The sequence below is a fragment of the Methylobacterium sp. CB376 genome, from assembly GCF_029714205.1.
GTDB lineage: Bacteria > Pseudomonadota > Alphaproteobacteria > Rhizobiales > Beijerinckiaceae > Methylobacterium.
Map to the genome: position 1 here is coordinate 5,071,637 of NZ_CP121648.1, position 15,864 is coordinate 5,087,500.

The window sequence follows — 15,864 nt, forward strand, 5'->3', positions numbered from 1 at the left end:
TAAGCTTGGGGAAAGTGCGAATGCGCCGATTCTCGACCTCGACGGCATGATTCTCAACGGAGTCCGACGGGGCGTCGTCGCACCGGCGCGCGCCGATGCGTGGGGCTGCCTCGGCGGGGGCCGCGTCGCGCCCTCGACCGGCCGCGGCGATCCGGGGTCGACTTCTGGGGCAATGGCCGTTAGGGCAAAAGCCGTTCGCCTGCAATTCAACCCGACGGCCGCGTCTCCCTCAAGGTTCCCGATGAGCGACCCCGCTTCCCTGCACCTCGACCACCAGCTCTGCTTCGCCGTCTACGCGGCCGCCCACGCCTTCACGGCCGCCTACAAGCCGATGCTGGAGCCCTTCGGCCTCACCTATCCGCAGTACCTCGTGCTGCTCGTGCTCTGGGAGCGGGACGGGGTGAACCTCAAGGAGATCGGGCGCCGGCTGCAGCTCGATGCCGGGACGCTGACGCCGCTGCTCAAGCGCCTCGAGGCGAGCGGCTACGTGCGGCGCCAGCGCGACCCGGGCAACGAGCGCCAGCTGCGGCTCGAACTGACCGAGACCGGACGCGCCCTGCGCGATCAGGTGAGCGGGGCGCGGGCGCAGATCGTCTGCGCCCTCGGCGGCGCGGAGGAGCCGATCCGCGACCTGCGCGAGCGGCTCACGCGCATCGTGCCGATGCTGCGCGGCCTCGGCGTGAAGGCGGATTCCGCGCCCTGAGGCGCGCGGCACACATCCCAGCGCGGCCCTCGGCCGGGTCCGGACGCCTCGCCGGCTTCCGCCTGCCGGTTCCATAACGTCGCTTATGCGAATCGGGTGTGTAGGCGCAAAGTGAAAATGTCCCACTTGTGCAAAGGTGGAATGGCACACTCCCCTGTCGGAGCGGACGCGGGAGGCCGCCATGGGGTGGGTCCTGATGAGCGAGCGCGAGCTGCAGCGGGGCGAGGTTCTGCATGCGGTCCGGGCGGGTCGACAGACTGTCACGGCCGCGGCGCAGGAGCTGCGCCGCAGCCGCGCCGGTCCCGACCTCACGCCCGGGCCTGCGTCAGGCCGAGCGTGTTCCCCAGCAGACTGACCAGCTCGGCCTGTCGCGAGACCCCGATCTTGGCGAAGACCGCCTTCAGCTGGGTGCGCACGGTGGCTTCGCTGGTGCCGGATTTCGTGGCCACGTCGCTGACCGTCTGGCCCTGGGCGATGAAGCGCGCGACCCGTGCCTCGGCGGCCGTGAGGTCGAACAATCCCTGGATCACCGCCGCGGGCGGTGGATCGCGCTGGCAGAGCGGCGTCAGCACGACGAGGCTCGCGGCGGGTGTGTACAGGTCGCGGGCCGCCCCGCGGATCGGCACGACGTGGGCCACGGCGGGAGGCTGGCCTTCGGCCGGCGGCACGGGGATCGACATCACGGCCGATCCGGCCGGCGCGTGGTTGCGGATGGCCGCGAGGGCCGTCTGCAGGAGCGCATCGGCGCCGGCATCCCGCAGGTGGAAGGCCCCGCGGGCTCCTTCGAGCGCGCAGCTCGGCATCCGAGCCCGCATGTGCGGGTTCGCGTCGATCAGGGCGCCGGACTCGCTCAGCACGGCCGCGGGCAGCCCGAGAATGGCCAAGGTCTCGGTCGTCGCTCGGGCCCGCTCCAGTCCGAGCCGCGCCGCCATCATGGCGGCCCGGGCGAGGTGCGGCCGCAGCGTGTTCAGCGCCGCCACGGTCTCGGCGGGAACCGGTCCGTCCTCGTAGCGCCGGTCGAAGGTGAAGGTGAAGACGTCGCCCGAGGGGATCCTCATGAACAGGCCGGCCGCCCAGCCGACGCCGTAGCCGCGATAGAACGGGTAGCTCGGCATCTGCATGAGCTCGTCCCGGGTCATGATGTCGTCGTCGGAGATGAAGAACGGGTGCCCGAGCGCGCGCCCACGCTGGACCCAGGTGCAGCGCGTGGCCCAGCCCTCCGTGAAGAAGGCGTGGAACATCGGTGCCACGGCGGCCGAGGTCGTCCAGCGGATCCTGGGATCGATCCTGGGGACGAGGGGCGGGATGGAGGACGGCAGCGTCACGAGAGCGCCGCCCACCATCCCGAGCGCCTCGGCGATCGACTCCAGGATTGCGGGCCAGAGGTCCGGCACGATCGCGGCCTCGTAGATCCGCTCGACCTGCGTCTCGTCAGGCTGCCACATCCCGTCGATATCCGCGTTCCGTCGTGACCCGGCTCACCGGCCCGACATCATGGTGGCGGGCGGCGTGAAGGTGCCGGACCACTGCGAGACCGCGTCGGTCTTCGACGTATACATGACCGAGAACGTCCCGCTGCCCCGCAGCCCCTTGAAGGCGCCGCCGGCCTCCTTGGTCCTGAAGCGGCCCTGCGCGGTCACCCTCCCCTGCGCATCGGTCGCGACCGCGCCGGTATAGGTGCTGACTGTGGTGCCCGTGGGGGTGGTGAAGGTGATGGTGCCCCGCACCGGTCCGCGGCCGCGCTTGAGCGTGGCGACCTCGTTGATCCCGACGGCGGCGCCGTCGAGCGGCTGGCCGGGACTCTGGTTCGTGCCCGTGCCGCTCTGCTGGATCTGCAGGTGATCCGGCGACCCGAGCGGCCGCGCCTCCTGCCGATCAAGGTGGATGGTGAAGGTGCCGGACATCGGCATCGCCACCGAGGCCGTGACGCACGTCAACAGTGAAACCGCCGCAGCAGGAATCGAGAGACCAAGCGTCATGTTGAGGCTCCATTCAATTGCATGCTACATGAGTTTCGAGTGCCCCTTCTTGTTGGCGTCGAGGATAGACGGGGAGGAAAACTTTCCATCATCCAAATAGGGTAGGAGATCCGCGAATTCGCGCGGCGCGGCCGGTGGCGCCGGTCCGCCCCGATCGCGCGGTTCCGCGCCCGTCATCGACGATGATCTTTGGCGCAGCATCCGAAGCTTCGCCGAGCGTCCGCCTCTGCATCGCAAGATCGAGCTGGACCGGAGGCGCTGTCGATCTCGGGCCTGCCCGAGATCGAGGTGATGGCGATCTCGGGCAGGCCCGAGATCGAGGTGATGGCGATCTCGGGCAGGCCCGAGATCGAGGTGATGGCGATCTCGGGCAGGCCCGAGATCGAGGTGATGGCGATCTCGGGCAGGCCCGAGATCGAGGTGATGGCGATCTCGGGCAGGCCCGAGATCGATGGGGCGCTACCGTCCGGGTCTTCGCCGTCAGACCATCCGGCGCGCGAACCCGGCCATCTCGCTCATCGAGGCGCCCACCGCGGCCGCCGCGGCCTCGATGGCCCGGGCGCTCTCGCGCACCTGCTCCACGCTCCCCGCCACCGTCTCCACCCCGCTCGTGACCGCCCGCGTGGCGTCGGCCTGCTCGGACACCGCCTGCGACACGCGCCCGGAGAGCGCGCTCATCTGGTGGATGGCCTGGCTGATGGTCTCGATCACCCGCACGGCCTCGCCGGTCGAGGTCTGGACCGCGGCGATCAGGCTGCCGATCTCCTCGGCCGCCCGCGACGACTGGCCGGCCAGCGCCTTCACCTCGGTGGCGACCACCGAGAAGCCCCGCCCCGCCTCGCCGGCCCGCGCCGCCTCGATCGTGGCGTTGAGCGCGAGCAGGTTCGTCTGCTCGGCCACAGCGCGGATCGCGCTCACCGCGTCGCCGATCCGGTCGGCCGCCTGAAGCAGGCCGGTCACGATGCCCCGCGCCTCCTCGGTCTGGCGCACGGCGGCGTCGCCGGCGTGGCGCGCCTCGCCGGCGTGGCGCGTCAGGCCCTCGATCGAGGCCGCGACGGCCCGCGTTCCCGCCGCCGCCTGCCCCACAGTGGCGGCGGTCGCGTCGGCCGCCTGCGCGGTCCCAGAGACCTGGGCCGCCACCCCCGCCATGGTCTCGTCGATCTCCGACAGCTTCGCCTCGATCGCCGCCAGCGCCTGCTCGCGCTCGCGGCGCTGCCGCACCGCCTCGGTGGTGTCGGTCGCGTACTTGACGATCTTGACGGGCCGGCCGCTCGCGTCGAGCACCGGGTTGTAGATCGCCTGCAGCCAGATCTCGCGGCCGCCCTTGCCGATGCGGCGGAACTCGCCGGAGTGGAACTCGCCGCGGCCGAGCCGCTGCCAGAACGCCGCGTAGGCCGGCGCCGCCCGCTCCTGGGGATCGACGAAGATCTCGTGATGGCGCCCGGCGATCTCGTCGAGGCCGTAGCCGACCGCGCGCAGGAAATTCGGGTTGGCGGTCAGGATCCGGCCCGACAGGTCGAACTCGATCATCGCCCAGGCGCGCTCGACCGCCTCGATCTTGCCGCGGCAATCCGCGTCGCTGCGCTTGCGCTCGGTGATGTCGGTGGCGACCTTCACCACCTTGGTCGGGCGGCCGCCGCGGCCCGGGATGGGCGTGTAGGTCGCCTGCAGCCAGATCTCGCGGCCGCCCTTGCCGAGCCGCCGCACCTCGGCAGTATGGGGCTCGCCGCGGGCGAGCGACGCCCAGAAGTCCCGGTAGGCGGCCCCGTCCTGCTCGGCCGGGTCGACGAACAGCCGGTGGTGGCGGCCCTTGATCTCGTCCAGCCCGTAGCCGACCGCCGTGAGGAACAGGGCATTGGCGTCGAGGATCGTCCCGTCCGGCGCGAAGGCGATCACCGCCTGCGAGCGGTCGAGCGCCGCGATCAGCGCGGCATTGTCACGGCCGAAGAACCACATGCTCATGTCCCGGTGATCGGACCGGCGCGCGCGATCCGTGAACAGCCCCGCACGGCCCGGGCCTCGTCCGGCCGGCGCCGGAATTCGCGGATCCGGCGCGCCAGAGGTTGGCCCGGGTTTGCCCGCCTCCGAGAGTGTCGCGCACAACACTTAACGCCCGGTTATTCACGCCGCCGCGATCCCCGGACTGACGCAGTGCGCGGGCGGGCACGCCCGACTTATCGCATGTCAACCCCGTTCTTTCGTCTGGCGGGAGCGCCTCGGCGACAGATATCTCCCGCAATACGGTTCAGTCTAATCAATGTGCTCTTCGGCGATGTTCAGGGAACGTGTCTCGGGGCGGCGCGCCGATCCGAGGCTTGGACGATATCCGGGTGGAACGTCGCGCGGTACGTCTGGCGCGGCAGCGGTGGAGCGCGTTGACGGGGCCGGGTCTGCCGCGGTCGCCGCCTGGGATCGCGGCCGGATCTCGCGACGCGACGGTGTTGGACCGGCGCGGGTTTCGGCCGCGACTTCGCTCCGGCAGAGGCGCGGCGCCGCTCTCCTCCGCCCCGTTCGGCGCGTCACACGCTGTCCGGACGATCGCGTCCGGACAACGTCTGCCAAGCCCGCGCGGCGCGTGAGCGAAGCCCAAATCCGCCTCGCGAAGCAATCCGTCGGATTCGGGATCACAGGTCGGTCGGCACGGGGATGCCGAGCGGGAGCTTCGCCGCCGAGCCGGCGGCGCGGCAGGCCGGCCTTGGCCTCGCCTCCCCGGGCGTGATAGATGACCTTGGGTCATCTGAGTCGCATCCTGAAAATATTCCAGCGAATAGGTCCGGCTCTGCTGTGCTGGCTGGCGGTGATCGTTCAGATCATCGCCCCCGGGGGCGCCACCGCGGCGGTCGTCCGCGCGACGTTCGACCCGTTCGCGCGCCTCGTCATCTGCGGTCCGGATCACCATTCCGGCGCCTCGCGCGACCGGCCCGAGGCCCCCCCGGCACTCCACGGCGATCCCTGCGGCCTCTGCCAACTCGTGGCCGCGGGCGGATTCGCTCCGCCGTCGGTGGCGCCCGCCCTGCCCTGCCCCCATCCGCCCGGACGGGTCGCTGCACGCCCCCGCCTCGCCCCGCTGGCGCGGCGGCGGCGCCTCGACCGGATCCGGGCCCGCGCCCCACCCGCCCCCGTCTGATTCCGACTGCATGCGCTGCCGGTGACCGCGGTCCCGCGCGCCCTTCGCGAATCCGTGCCGGTCCGCGCGATCCGGCGCGCCCCGTCACGCGACGCGCCCATGCGCCGTCGGGAGAGACTCATGACAATCGATCGCATCCTGAGGAGCGCGGCGCTCCTCACCCTGGCGGCTGCGGGCGCACCGGCCCTTGCCGCGCCGCGCCCGACCGGGACCGAAGCCCCGGCGCGGCCGGCGCCCGCCGACGTCCTGGCGCTGCCGGAATTGATCATCGCCGGTTGGCGCGACGGCGCGACCACCGAGGGCAGCGGCTCCTTCACGAGCGATGCCGTCACCGTCGCCGGCAAGGCCCCGGTGCGCCGCATCGACGTTCCGTACTCGGTCTCGGTCGTCACCCGGCGCCAGATCGAGGACCAGACCTTGACCACGGTCGACGAGGCGCTGGCCCGCGCCACGGGCGTCACCCGGATCTCGAACGAGCCGTCCCAGAGCCAGTACCTCATCCGCGGCTACGACCCGCAGGCGATGTCCGACGGCGTTCCGGTGCTCGGCGGGCTGAGCGGCTACCAGCAACTCGACACGGTGCTGTACGACCGGATCGAGGTGCTGCGCGGGCCCGCCGGGCTGCTCCTGGGCCAGGGTGAGCCCGCCGGCGTCGTCAATTTCGTGAGGAAGCGTCCTCGGGAGACCTTCGGCGCCTCCCTGGCGACCAGCTACGGCTCCTGGGCCAACAAGCGCGTCGAACTCGACCTCACGGGGCCGCTCGGCGGGGAGAGCGGCGTGCGCTGGCGGGGGATCCTGGCCGGGACCGACCGCGACTCCTCCTTCCGGGACGGGCACGGCACGCGCGGGCTCGGCGCCGGCATGATCTCGATCGACCTGACGCCCCGGACCACCCTGTCGCTCTCGGCCGTCCGCCAGGGCGACCTCTCGCCGTCCTTCTCGGGCCTCCCGGCCGATGCCGCGACCCGGCGCTTCCTGCGCGTGCCCCGCGACACCAACCCCTACCCGGCCTGGGCCAGGAACCAGTGGACGACCCAGGAATACGCGGCCGAACTCGAGCACCGGTTCGGCGAATGGGTGCTCAGAGCCGCCTATGTCCGCCGCTTGCAGGACTTCGCGTTCAAGGACGCGTACCCGGTCACCGGCACCGATCCGGCCGGCAATGCCAAGTATGCGCGGCGCTGGAGCATCTGGAGCTACGACCGGGAGGGGGCCGACCTCTCCGTGCAGGGACCGGTCGAGGCGTTCGGGCGCCGGCACGAGGTGCTGCTCGGGATGAACGCCATGTCCTGGTCGCAGGCCGGCCGGCGCGTGAACTACCCCCAGGTGGACGGCAACATCTTCGACCCGAATGCCGGCGTGGCGGAGCCGTTCGGCCCGTTCACCCGCGGGAGCCGCAACCTGCAAGAGCAGTGGGGCGTCTACGGCCAGACGCGGCTGCGCCTTCTCGACCCGCTCACGCTCGTCCTCGGCGGGCGCCTCTCCTCCTACGAGGCCCGCTCCCGGGCCGCCGCCCCGAGCCGCGGCACCCCCTGGGAGACCGACACGTCGGCCACGGCGCGGCCCTCGCCCTACGGGGCGCTGGTCTACGAACTCACGCCCGGGCTCAACGCCTATGCGAGCTACGCGGACATCTTCCTTCCGCAGACGGATCCGAAATGGCCGAGCGGCGTCATCGATCCCCGGGTCGGCACGCAATACGAGGTCGGCCTGAAGGGTGAGGCCCTGGAGGGGCGCCTGCAGGCCTCCGCCGCGCTGTTCCGGATCGACGACGTCAACCGCGCCTTCGACGACGCGGCCCACCCGAACTACTCCGTCGCCCTCGGCAAGGCGCGGAGCGAGGGCGTCGAGGTCGAGGTCTCGGGCGAGCTTCTCCCGGGCTGGCAGGCCGTGGCCGGCTACACCTATGCCCGGACGGAGTTGTTGAGGGACGATTCCCGGACGGGCGCGCGCCTGACGAACTGGCTGCCCAAGCACAGCGTGAAGCTGTGGTCGCAATACGACGTCCAGGAAGGCCCGCTGCGGGGCGTCTTCGTCGGTCTCGGCCTCGTCGCCGCCTCGACCACCTCCGACCAGGGACGCGTTCCGGTCCGCTTCCAGCCGCCCTACGCGGTCCTCGACCTCCAGATCGGCTACGCGGTGAACCGGACCCTGAAAGCGACCCTGTCCGTCAACAACGTGCTCGACACGGTCTATCGCACGCGGATCGGCGGCCTCAACACCTACAACACCTACGGGGATCCGAGGAACGTGATGCTGACGCTGCGCGCCACGTTCTGAGCCGATGCCCGGCGGCGGGTCCGGGCGCCGGCCCGCGACCCGCCGCCGCCCGCTCAGAACCCGACCCGGTCGCCGCCCTTGAGCCCGAGGATGCCGCGGGCGTCGTCGGGGGTGGCGATCTCCAGGCCCAGCCCCTCGATGATCTGGCGCACCTTCGTCACCTGCTCGGCATTCGACTGCGCGAGCTTGCCGGGTCCGATCCAGAGGGAATCCTCCAGCCCGACCCGCACGTTGCCACCCATCGCGGCAGCCTGGGCGGCGATGGGCAATTGGTTGCGGCCCGCGCCCAGCACGGACCAGTGGTAATCCCGGCCGAACAGCCGGTCGGCGGTGCGCTTCATGTGAAGCACGTCCTCCGGGTGCGGGCCGATCCCGCCGAGGATCCCGAACACGCTCTGCACGAAGAACGGGGGCTTGATCACGCCCCGGTCGGCGAAGTGGGCGAGCGTGTAGAGGTGGCCGATATCGTAGCACTCCACCTCGAAGCGGGTGCCGTTCTCGGCGCAGGTGGTCAGGATGTGCTCGATGTCCGCGAACGTGTTCTTGAAGATGCGGTCGCGGGAGCCGGCCAGGTAAGGCTCCTCCCAGTCGTGCCGGAAGCTCTTGAAGCGCTCCAGCATCGGGTAGAGGCCGAAATTCATCGAGCCCATGTTGAGGGAGGCGACTTCGGGCTTGAGCGTCGAGGCCGGGGCGAGGCGCTCCTCGATGCCCATGGTGGGCGCGCCGCCGGTGGTCAGGTTGATGACGCAGTTCGCGCGCTGCTTGATCACCGACAGGAACGGGCGGAAGGCCTCCGGCCGCTGGTCGGGCTTCCCGGTGCGCGGGTCGCGGGCGTGCAGGTGGACGATCGCCGCGCCGGCCTCGGCGGCGCCGATCGCCGCCTCGGCAATCTCCTCGGGCGTGACCGGCAGGTGGGGCGACATCGAGGGCGTGTGGATCGCCCCGGTGACGGCGCAGGTGATGACGACTTTGCGTGCGGCCATGGCAGGTCCTTTCGGGCAGGTCATCTCAGGATTGGGCGCGCTTGTGCGCCATCAGGGCGGCCAAGCGGGCGTCCCGGCGGCGCGCGCGCTCGGCTTGGCTCGCCGGATCGGGACCGCCTCGCCAAGCGGCCGCGATCCGCGCGAGGCTCTCCGCCTCCCAGACCTGGGGCGGGGCCGGGTCGGCGGCGAGGCGGCGGTAGAATCCGCCGTAGCGGGCGGCGTAGTCGGGCACGCCGCCGGGCGCGTTGAGGTCGATCGTCGCGAAGGGGCCGAGGAAGGACCAGCGCAGGCCGAGCCCCTCCGAGACCGTCTTGTCGAGATCCTCCGGGCTCACCACGCCCTCGGCGACGAGGCGGAAGGCCTCCGACAGCAGCGCCCCCTGCAGCCGGTTGAGGACGAAGCCCTCCACCTCGCGGTGCACGGTCACGGGCACCTGCCCCGCCGCCTCGTAGAGGGCGCGGGCGCGGGAGATCGCGGCCGGATCGGTCCAGGGCGCGCCGCAGAGTTCCACCACCGGCACGAGGTGGGGCGGGTTGACCGGGTGCGCCACGAGGCAGCGGCCGCGGCCGGGCAGGCCCTCGGTGAAGAGGGAGGCGACGATCGCCGAGGTCGAGGAGGCCAGGATGGTCTCGCGCGGGCAGAGCGCGTCGAGCTCGGCGAACAGCGCGCGCTTGGCCTCGACGGTCTCGGGCCCGCTCTCCTGGACGAGGTCGGCCCCCGCCACCACCTCGTTCAAGGCCGCGTGGCAGCTGACGCGCGCGAGGGCGCCCGGGACGTCCGCGACGAGGCCGTGGGCGGAGAGCTGCCGCAGGGCCGCCTCGATATGGCCCGGCGCGGCCTCGCGCGCGGCCGGATCCCGGTCGGTGAGGCGGACCCGGAACCCGGCCCGGGCGAAGACCACGGCCCAGGAGCGGCCGATCAGGCCGGCTCCGACGAGGGCGACGTTCGGCATGGCAGGATCTCCCGTTACAGCCACAGCACCTGGCGGCGCAGGGCCAAGTCGTCGCGCAGCGCGCGCGACGGGCCGACATGCATGACGCGGCCGCGCTCCAGCGCGACGGTCCGGTCGGAGAGCGCCAGGGCGAGGTCGAGGTTGTGGTCGACGATGACGATCGAGACCTCGCGGCGCAGGGCGTCGAAGGTCTCGAACAGGCTCTCGACGATCGCCGGCGCCAAGCCCTCGAAGGGCTCGTCGAGCAGGAGCACGCGGGTGTCGCCCGAGAGGGCGCGGGCCACCGCCACCATCTGCTGCTCGCCGCCCGACAGGTAGTCGGCGGGGGTGCGCCAGCGCTCGCGCAGGCGCGGGAAATAGGCGAGGATGCGCTCCTCGTCCCAGTGCACGCCGTGCCCGGTGCGCCGCCGCAGCCGGCCGAGTTCGAGATTCTCCGCGACGCTCATGCCCGCGAAGAGCCCCCTGCCCTGCGGCACGTAGCCGATGCCGGCCCGGGCGATGGCGGCGGCCGAGCGCCCGTCGAGGCTCTCGCCGGCGAGGCGGATCCGGCCGGCGGCGTGGGGCGCGATCCCGGTGACCGTCTTGAGGCAGGTCGACTTGCCGGCGCCGTTGCGGCCGAGCAGCGCCACGATCTCGTTCTCGTGCACCGCGAAGGTGACGCCGTTGAGGATGTGGCTCTTGCCGTAGAACGTGTCGACCTGATCAAGGGAGAGGAGCGTGCCTCCGCCCGCGGCGCTCGGGCGGGGCTTGGCGGCGATCGCGGCGGTGCCCGAGCCGATATAAACCTCCTGCACCGCCGGGCTGGTGCGGGCCTCCTCGACGGTGCCGTCGACGAGGACGCGGCCCTCGTTCATCACCGTGACGGCGTCGGCGATCTGGAAGACCCGGTCGATGTCGTGCTCGACCATCAAGACCGGCACCTCCGTCGAGACCCGCTTGATGATGTCGCCGATGCGCCCGCGCTCGGCCGCCGCGAGGCCGGCGAGCGGCTCGTCGAGGAGGAGCACGCGGGGCTTGGTGGCGAGCGCCACTCCCATGTCGAGGAGGCGCTGGCCGCCGTAGGAGAGGGAGCCGGCCTCCGTCCGCTCCAGCCCCGCGAGGCCGAGCCAGCGCAGGATCTCGGCCGTCTCCGCGGCCACCGCCCGGTCCCGGCGGGCGTCGCGCCAGGGATTGAAGCGGCCGGGATGCCGGCTCTGGACCGCGAGGCGGACATTCTCCTCGACGCTCAGCGCCGGAAACAGGTTGGTGATCTGGAAGGAGCGGCCGAGGCCGGCCCGGCAGATCCGCTCGGGGGCGAGCCCCGCGATCGAGCGCTCCTCCAGGGTCACGTCGCCGGCATCGGGCCGGAACATCCCGGAGATCAGGTTGAAGGCCGTGGTCTTGCCGGCGCCGTTCGGGCCGATCAGGGCGTGCAGCGTCCGGTCGCGCACCGCGATCGAGACGTCCTCCACCGCCCGGATGCCGCCGAAGCGCTTGGCGATGCCGCTCGCCCGCAGGATCGCGCCCGCGACCGCCCCGTCCGGGCGCAGGAAGCCGGGCAGGTTCTCGGGGGCGCCGGCCCGCCGGCCGGCCATCGCGGCGTCCTCGCTCGGGGCCGGCCGGATCAGGCGCAGCACCCGCCGGCCGATGCCGACGAGCCCGTCCGGCGAGAACAGGATGAAGCCGATGAACAGGAGGCCGAACCAGAACAGCCAGTCGCCGGTCCAGATCGAGAGCAGTTCCCGAAACAGGATGAAGAACAGCGCGCCGATCGCCGGGCCGGCGAGGCTGCGCATGCCCCCGATCACCACCATGGCGAGGAGTTCGCCCGAGAAGGCGGTGCCGAGCGGCTCGGCCGAGGCGAAGCGGTGGGTGAAGACCTCGAGCACGCCCGCGAGGCCCGTCACCGCCGCCGAGATCGTGAAGGCGAGGAGCTTGTAGCGGGCGGTGGGGTAGCCGAGGAAGCGGGCCCGCTGCTCGTTCTCGCGGATCGCCTCCAGCACGCTGCCGACCGCCGAGCGGCGCAGCCGCGCGAGCCCGCAGAGCACCGCGAAGCCGACGACCGCCACGCAGGCGTACCACGTCGCCGGGGCGTCGAGGTCGATGCCGAGCAGGGAGGGCCGCACCACGCCGCCGAAGCCGCTCTCGCCCCCGGTCAGCGCCGTCCAGCGATAGGCCACCGTGAAGGTCAGCGCCGAGAGGGCCAGCGTCAGCAGCGAGAAGTAGACGCCCCGGCGGCGCAGGATCAGCAGGCCGACGAGGAGGGCGGCGAGGGCCACGAAGGCGAGGGCGAAGACGGCCGGCGCGACGAGGCCGCCGGGGAAGAGGGCGCGCTGGCTGATCGCCGCCGCGTAGGCGCCGAGGCCTAAGAAGGCGCCGTGCCCGAAGGAGACGAGGCCGGTCTGCCCGACCAGGATGTTGAGGCCCAGGCAGGCCACCGCGAAGACCACCACGTCGGTGGCCGTGGTCAGGGTGAGGCCGAGCCCCTGCAGGCCGAGCGGCAGGACGACGAGGGCGAGCGCCAGGAGGGGGAGCGCGAGCCGATCGGTGCGGGTCATCGGGCGGTCCCTACTCGAAGCGCAGGATGCGCTCGCCGAACAGGCCGCGCGGCCGGACGAGCAGGATGAGGGCCATGAGCGCGTAGATCGCGGCCTCGGCGAAGCCCGGATAGACGAGGACCATCAGGCCGCGCACCACGCCGACGATCAGGGCCGCCACGACCACGCCCCAGAACGAGCCGAGGCCGCCGATCACCACGACCACGAAGGCGCCGGTGAGCACCTCCGCGCCCATGGCCGGGTGCACGCCCGTGATCGGCGCCAGCATCACGCCCGCGAGCCCCGCGAGCGCGACGCTGATGAACACCACCGCCGCCATGTAGGGCTTGAGCGAGATGCCGAGCGCCGCGACCATGTCGGGATTCTGCACCCCGGCCCGCACCACGCGCCCGAAGGTGGTGCGCTGCAGGAGGAACCAGACGGCGGCGACCGCCGCCACCACGGCGGCGAGGATGGTCAGCCGGTAGCGGGAGAGGATGAAGTCGCCCAGGAAGACCTGTCCGCGCAGCGCCTGCGGGATCCCGTAGGGCAGCGGCGGCGCGCCGAAGATCATGCGCAGGGCCTGCTCGGCCACCATGGCGAGGCCGAAGGTCAGGAGGAGCGAGAGGATCGGGTCGGAGCGGTAGAAGCGGCGGAAGAGCAGCCGCTCGGCCGCGAGGCCGATGATCCCGACGAGGAGCGGCGCGGCGAGGATCGCGCCGGAGAAGCCGAGGCTCGGCGAGAGCACGATGGTGAGGTAGGCGCCGACGGCGAAGAACGCCCCGTGCGCGAGGTTCACGATGCCGCCGAGGCTGAAGATCAGCGACAGGCCGAGCGCGATCAGGAGGTAGATCGCTCCCAGGAACAGGCCGTTCACGACCTGCTCGACGGCGAGGGTGAGGAGCATCACGGGACGTGTCCGGTCGGAGGGACGGGGTTGCGGAGCGGCCGGGACGGGATCCCGGCCGCCGGGGCGGAGGCGCGCGCCTCACGCGATGTCCGGCTGATCGCCTCGCGATGCGGCAAGCGGCTTCGCCGGGGCGGAGCGTCGCTCGGCCGCGCGGGCTCCCGGTGCGAATGCCGAGAGCCCTGTTCCGGACTTCGCGTCACCCCTCCATCTTGCAGGCGGCCTCCTCGGCGGTCGGGGCCAGCACCTCCAGGTCCTCGTTCGGCCCCGGCAGGGCCGGCGAGGACGAGAAGATGTCCCACTTGTCCTTGACCTTGTCGGCCGGCAGCGCGGTGATCGCGTACATCTCGCTGATCAGCTGGTGGTCGCGGGCGCGGAAATAGCCGGGGCGCGGCTTCTGCACGTCGAACTTGGCGCCGCCCTCCAGGTAGGAGACCAGGGCCGGCCCCTCGGTCGACTTCGCCTCGCGGATCGCCTGGGCGACGATGCGGATGCCGTTGTAGTCGCCCCAGGCCTGGTTCTCGGGCGGCTTGCCGTACTTCTTGGTGAAGGCGGCCACGAAGGCCTTGGCGGAGGGCGTGTCGACCTTGTGGTGCCACAGGCAGGGCCAGGTGCCGGCGAAGTTGCCCGCGCCCGCGCCCCAGGCGAGCGCGGTGTCGAAGCCGAAGCCCGCGATCGGGAAGGGCAGTCCGTACTCGGCGTACTGCTTGAGGAAGTTGGTGATCTGGTTGCCGGCGAGGTTCGAGATCACGAGGTCGGGTTTGGCCTGCCGGATCTTGATCAGGTAGGCGGAGAAGTCGGTGGCGTCGGTCGGCACGAGCTCGTCCGCGGCGAAGCTGCCGCCGTTGCCCTGCATGAACCCCTTGGCGACGCGCAGGAGGTCGTGCCCGAAGGCGTAGTCGGCGGTGAGCGAGTACCAGCGCTTGCCCTTCACCAGCCCCTCCTGGACCAGCGAGCGGCCGACCGCCTTCACGTACATCGAGTTGGCGCCCTCGATGTGGAACATGAAGCGCTTGCAATCCTGGCCGCGCAGCGCGTCGGAGTTCGCCCCGGTGTTGAAGAAGGGGGTGCGACCGCGCTGCGCCACCTGCCCGATGGCGAGGGCCGAGGCGGAGGAGATCTCGCCGACGATGGCCGCGACCTTGTCGCGCTCGACGTAGCGCTCGGCCTTGCTGGAGGCGGTCTGGGGATTCACCGAATCCTCGGTGAGGAGTTCGATCCGGCGGCCGTTGATGCCGCCCGCGGCGTTGATCTCCTCGGTGGCGAGCTGGGCCGCCATCACGGCGTACTCGCCGAGCGGCCCGAGGAAGCCCGTGCGCGGCGTCAGGTGACCGATGCGGATCGGCCCCTCCTGCGCCCGCCCGATGGCCGGCATCGCGAGCGCCGCGCCCGCCGCCAAGCCTCCCTGCACGAGGAGGCGGCGCGTCGGCTTCATGCCCTGCGTCATGGGTCTCGTCCCCTGCCCTAGCAATCCGTCACGGTCGCGTGGCTTGCCGTGATCTGTGATCACACTTAGGCTGCCATCAAACCGGGTGCCTGTCGAGATGCCGGCCAGCGGGCGGGCGCCGAAACCCGCCGGAGGAGCGCGACGCCGTGGACGGGGCCATCGCCAGGATCGGCCGAATGGAGCGCGCGACGCTGGGCGACCGCGTCTACGCCGAGCTGCGCGGGCTCCTGATCGCCGGGGAACTCGCGCCGGGCGAGCGGCTGTCCCTGCGCCGCGTCGCCGCCGAACTCGGCACCTCGATGATGCCGGTGCGCGAGGCGGTGTCGCGGCTCGCCGCCGACCGGGCGCTGGAGGTGCTCCCGAACCGCTCCGTGCGGGTGCCGCTGATGGATGCGGGGCAGTTCCGCGAGCTGACGCGGGTGCGCGTCGTCGTCGAGGGCTTCGCCGCCGAGGAGGCGGCCCGCGCCCGCACGGAGGCCGATCTCGCGGCCGTCGCCCTGCAGGACGCGCTCTTCCGCGCCGAGGCCCGCGCGGCCTCGCCGAATTTCGAGCGGGCGGTGCGGGCGAACAAGGACCTGCATTTCGCCGTCTACGCGGCGGCGCGGATGCCGACGCTCCTGGCGATCATCGAGGGGCTGTGGCTGCGCGTCGGCCCGGTGCTGAACCTGGACATGCGGGTCTCGGGCCAGCGCCTCGCCGAAGGGGCGGCGGAGCGCCACCACGCGGCGCTGGTCGCGGCGATTCGCGCCCGGGACGGGGCGGCGGCGCGCGCCGCGCTCGTCGCCGACGTCGAGGGCGCGGCGGCGTTCATCGCGGGCAGCGGGCGGCTGCCCGAGGAGAGGAGGGAATGATGGAGATGGGTGTGGCGGGCCTTCGGGTCCTGGTGACGGCCGGGGCCGGCGGCATCGGCCTGGAGATCGCCCTCGCCTTCCGCGAGGAGGGCGCGCGGGTCCATGTCTGCGACGTGGAC

13 protein-coding genes (1 of these 13 running past the window's edge) are annotated in these 15,864 nt (G+C 72.1%); 5 read left to right on the plus strand and 8 right to left on the minus strand.

Going from position 1 to position 15,864, the window contains the following annotated elements; translation table 11 throughout:
- The first annotated feature begins 241 nt into the window (after window positions 1-241).
- A complete protein-coding gene (locus QA634_RS23270; RefSeq protein WP_012334364.1) occupies window positions 242-703 on the plus strand; it encodes a MarR family winged helix-turn-helix transcriptional regulator in 462 nt (153 codons plus the stop codon).
- A 308-nt stretch (window positions 704-1,011) separates the two neighbouring features.
- Here QA634_RS23270 and QA634_RS23275 read toward each other — a convergent pair whose 3' ends face one another.
- The 3 genes from QA634_RS23275 to QA634_RS23285 form a co-directional block, all read right to left on the minus strand.
- Window positions 1,012-2,148, minus strand: coding sequence for a helix-turn-helix transcriptional regulator (locus QA634_RS23275; RefSeq protein ID WP_012334365.1), 1,137 nt, complete (start codon window positions 2,146-2,148; stop codon window positions 1,012-1,014).
- 33 nt (window positions 2,149-2,181) lie between these two features.
- Entirely contained in the window at window positions 2,182-2,682 is a 501-nt protein-coding gene (locus QA634_RS23280) for a hypothetical protein (RefSeq protein WP_012334366.1), read from the minus strand.
- A gap of 480 nt (window positions 2,683-3,162) precedes the next feature.
- Window positions 3,163-4,644 (minus strand): methyl-accepting chemotaxis protein, encoded by a 1,482-nt coding sequence (locus QA634_RS23285; protein ID WP_012334367.1) that lies wholly within the window; start codon window positions 4,642-4,644, stop codon window positions 3,163-3,165.
- 760 nt (window positions 4,645-5,404) lie between these two features.
- Here QA634_RS23285 and QA634_RS23290 point away from each other — a divergent pair.
- Window positions 5,405-5,809, plus strand: coding sequence for a DUF2946 family protein (locus tag QA634_RS23290; RefSeq protein WP_012334368.1), 405 nt, complete (start codon window positions 5,405-5,407; stop codon window positions 5,807-5,809).
- 120 nt (window positions 5,810-5,929) lie between these two features.
- Window positions 5,930-8,089: a TonB-dependent siderophore receptor gene (locus QA634_RS23295; RefSeq protein WP_012334369.1), complete on the plus strand. Its 2,160-nt coding sequence runs from the start codon at window positions 5,930-5,932 to the stop codon at window positions 8,087-8,089.
- A 53-nt stretch (window positions 8,090-8,142) separates the two neighbouring features.
- On the opposite strand, the gene QA634_RS23300 is transcribed toward QA634_RS23295, so the two are convergent.
- The 5 genes from QA634_RS23300 to QA634_RS23320 form a co-directional block, all read right to left on the minus strand.
- Window positions 8,143-9,072 (minus strand): 3-keto-5-aminohexanoate cleavage protein, encoded by a 930-nt coding sequence (locus tag QA634_RS23300; RefSeq protein WP_012334370.1) that lies wholly within the window; start codon window positions 9,070-9,072, stop codon window positions 8,143-8,145.
- Between the two features lie 25 nt (window positions 9,073-9,097).
- On the minus strand, window positions 9,098-10,024 hold the full coding sequence (locus tag QA634_RS23305) for a 3-hydroxyacyl-CoA dehydrogenase (RefSeq protein WP_012334371.1): 927 nt from the start codon (window positions 10,022-10,024) through the stop codon (window positions 9,098-9,100).
- Window positions 10,025-10,038: 14 nt separating this feature from the next.
- Window positions 10,039-12,561, minus strand: coding sequence for a branched-chain amino acid ABC transporter ATP-binding protein/permease (locus QA634_RS23310; protein WP_012334372.1), 2,523 nt, complete (start codon window positions 12,559-12,561; stop codon window positions 10,039-10,041).
- 10 nt (window positions 12,562-12,571) lie between these two features.
- Window positions 12,572-13,447 (minus strand): branched-chain amino acid ABC transporter permease, encoded by an 876-nt coding sequence (locus QA634_RS23315; RefSeq protein ID WP_012334373.1) that lies wholly within the window; start codon window positions 13,445-13,447, stop codon window positions 12,572-12,574.
- 199 nt (window positions 13,448-13,646) lie between these two features.
- Complete coding sequence (locus QA634_RS23320; RefSeq protein WP_012334374.1) at window positions 13,647-14,894, minus strand: ABC transporter substrate-binding protein; 1,248 nt, start codon at window positions 14,892-14,894, stop codon at window positions 13,647-13,649.
- Between the two features lie 146 nt (window positions 14,895-15,040).
- Here QA634_RS23320 and QA634_RS23325 point away from each other — a divergent pair, with 146 nt between their 5' ends.
- Together QA634_RS23325 and QA634_RS23330 are read left to right on the plus strand one after the other, a co-directional pair.
- Entirely contained in the window at window positions 15,041-15,745 is a 705-nt protein-coding gene (locus tag QA634_RS23325) for a GntR family transcriptional regulator (RefSeq protein WP_012334375.1), read from the plus strand.
- Window positions 15,745-15,864: the beginning of an SDR family oxidoreductase gene (locus QA634_RS23330; protein WP_012334376.1), read on the plus strand. The gene runs 648 nt beyond the window's last position; only the first 120 of its 768 coding nucleotides appear in the window; its start codon is at window positions 15,745-15,747; its stop codon lies off the right edge, out of view. The genes QA634_RS23325 and QA634_RS23330 overlap by 1 nt, the downstream gene beginning before the upstream one ends.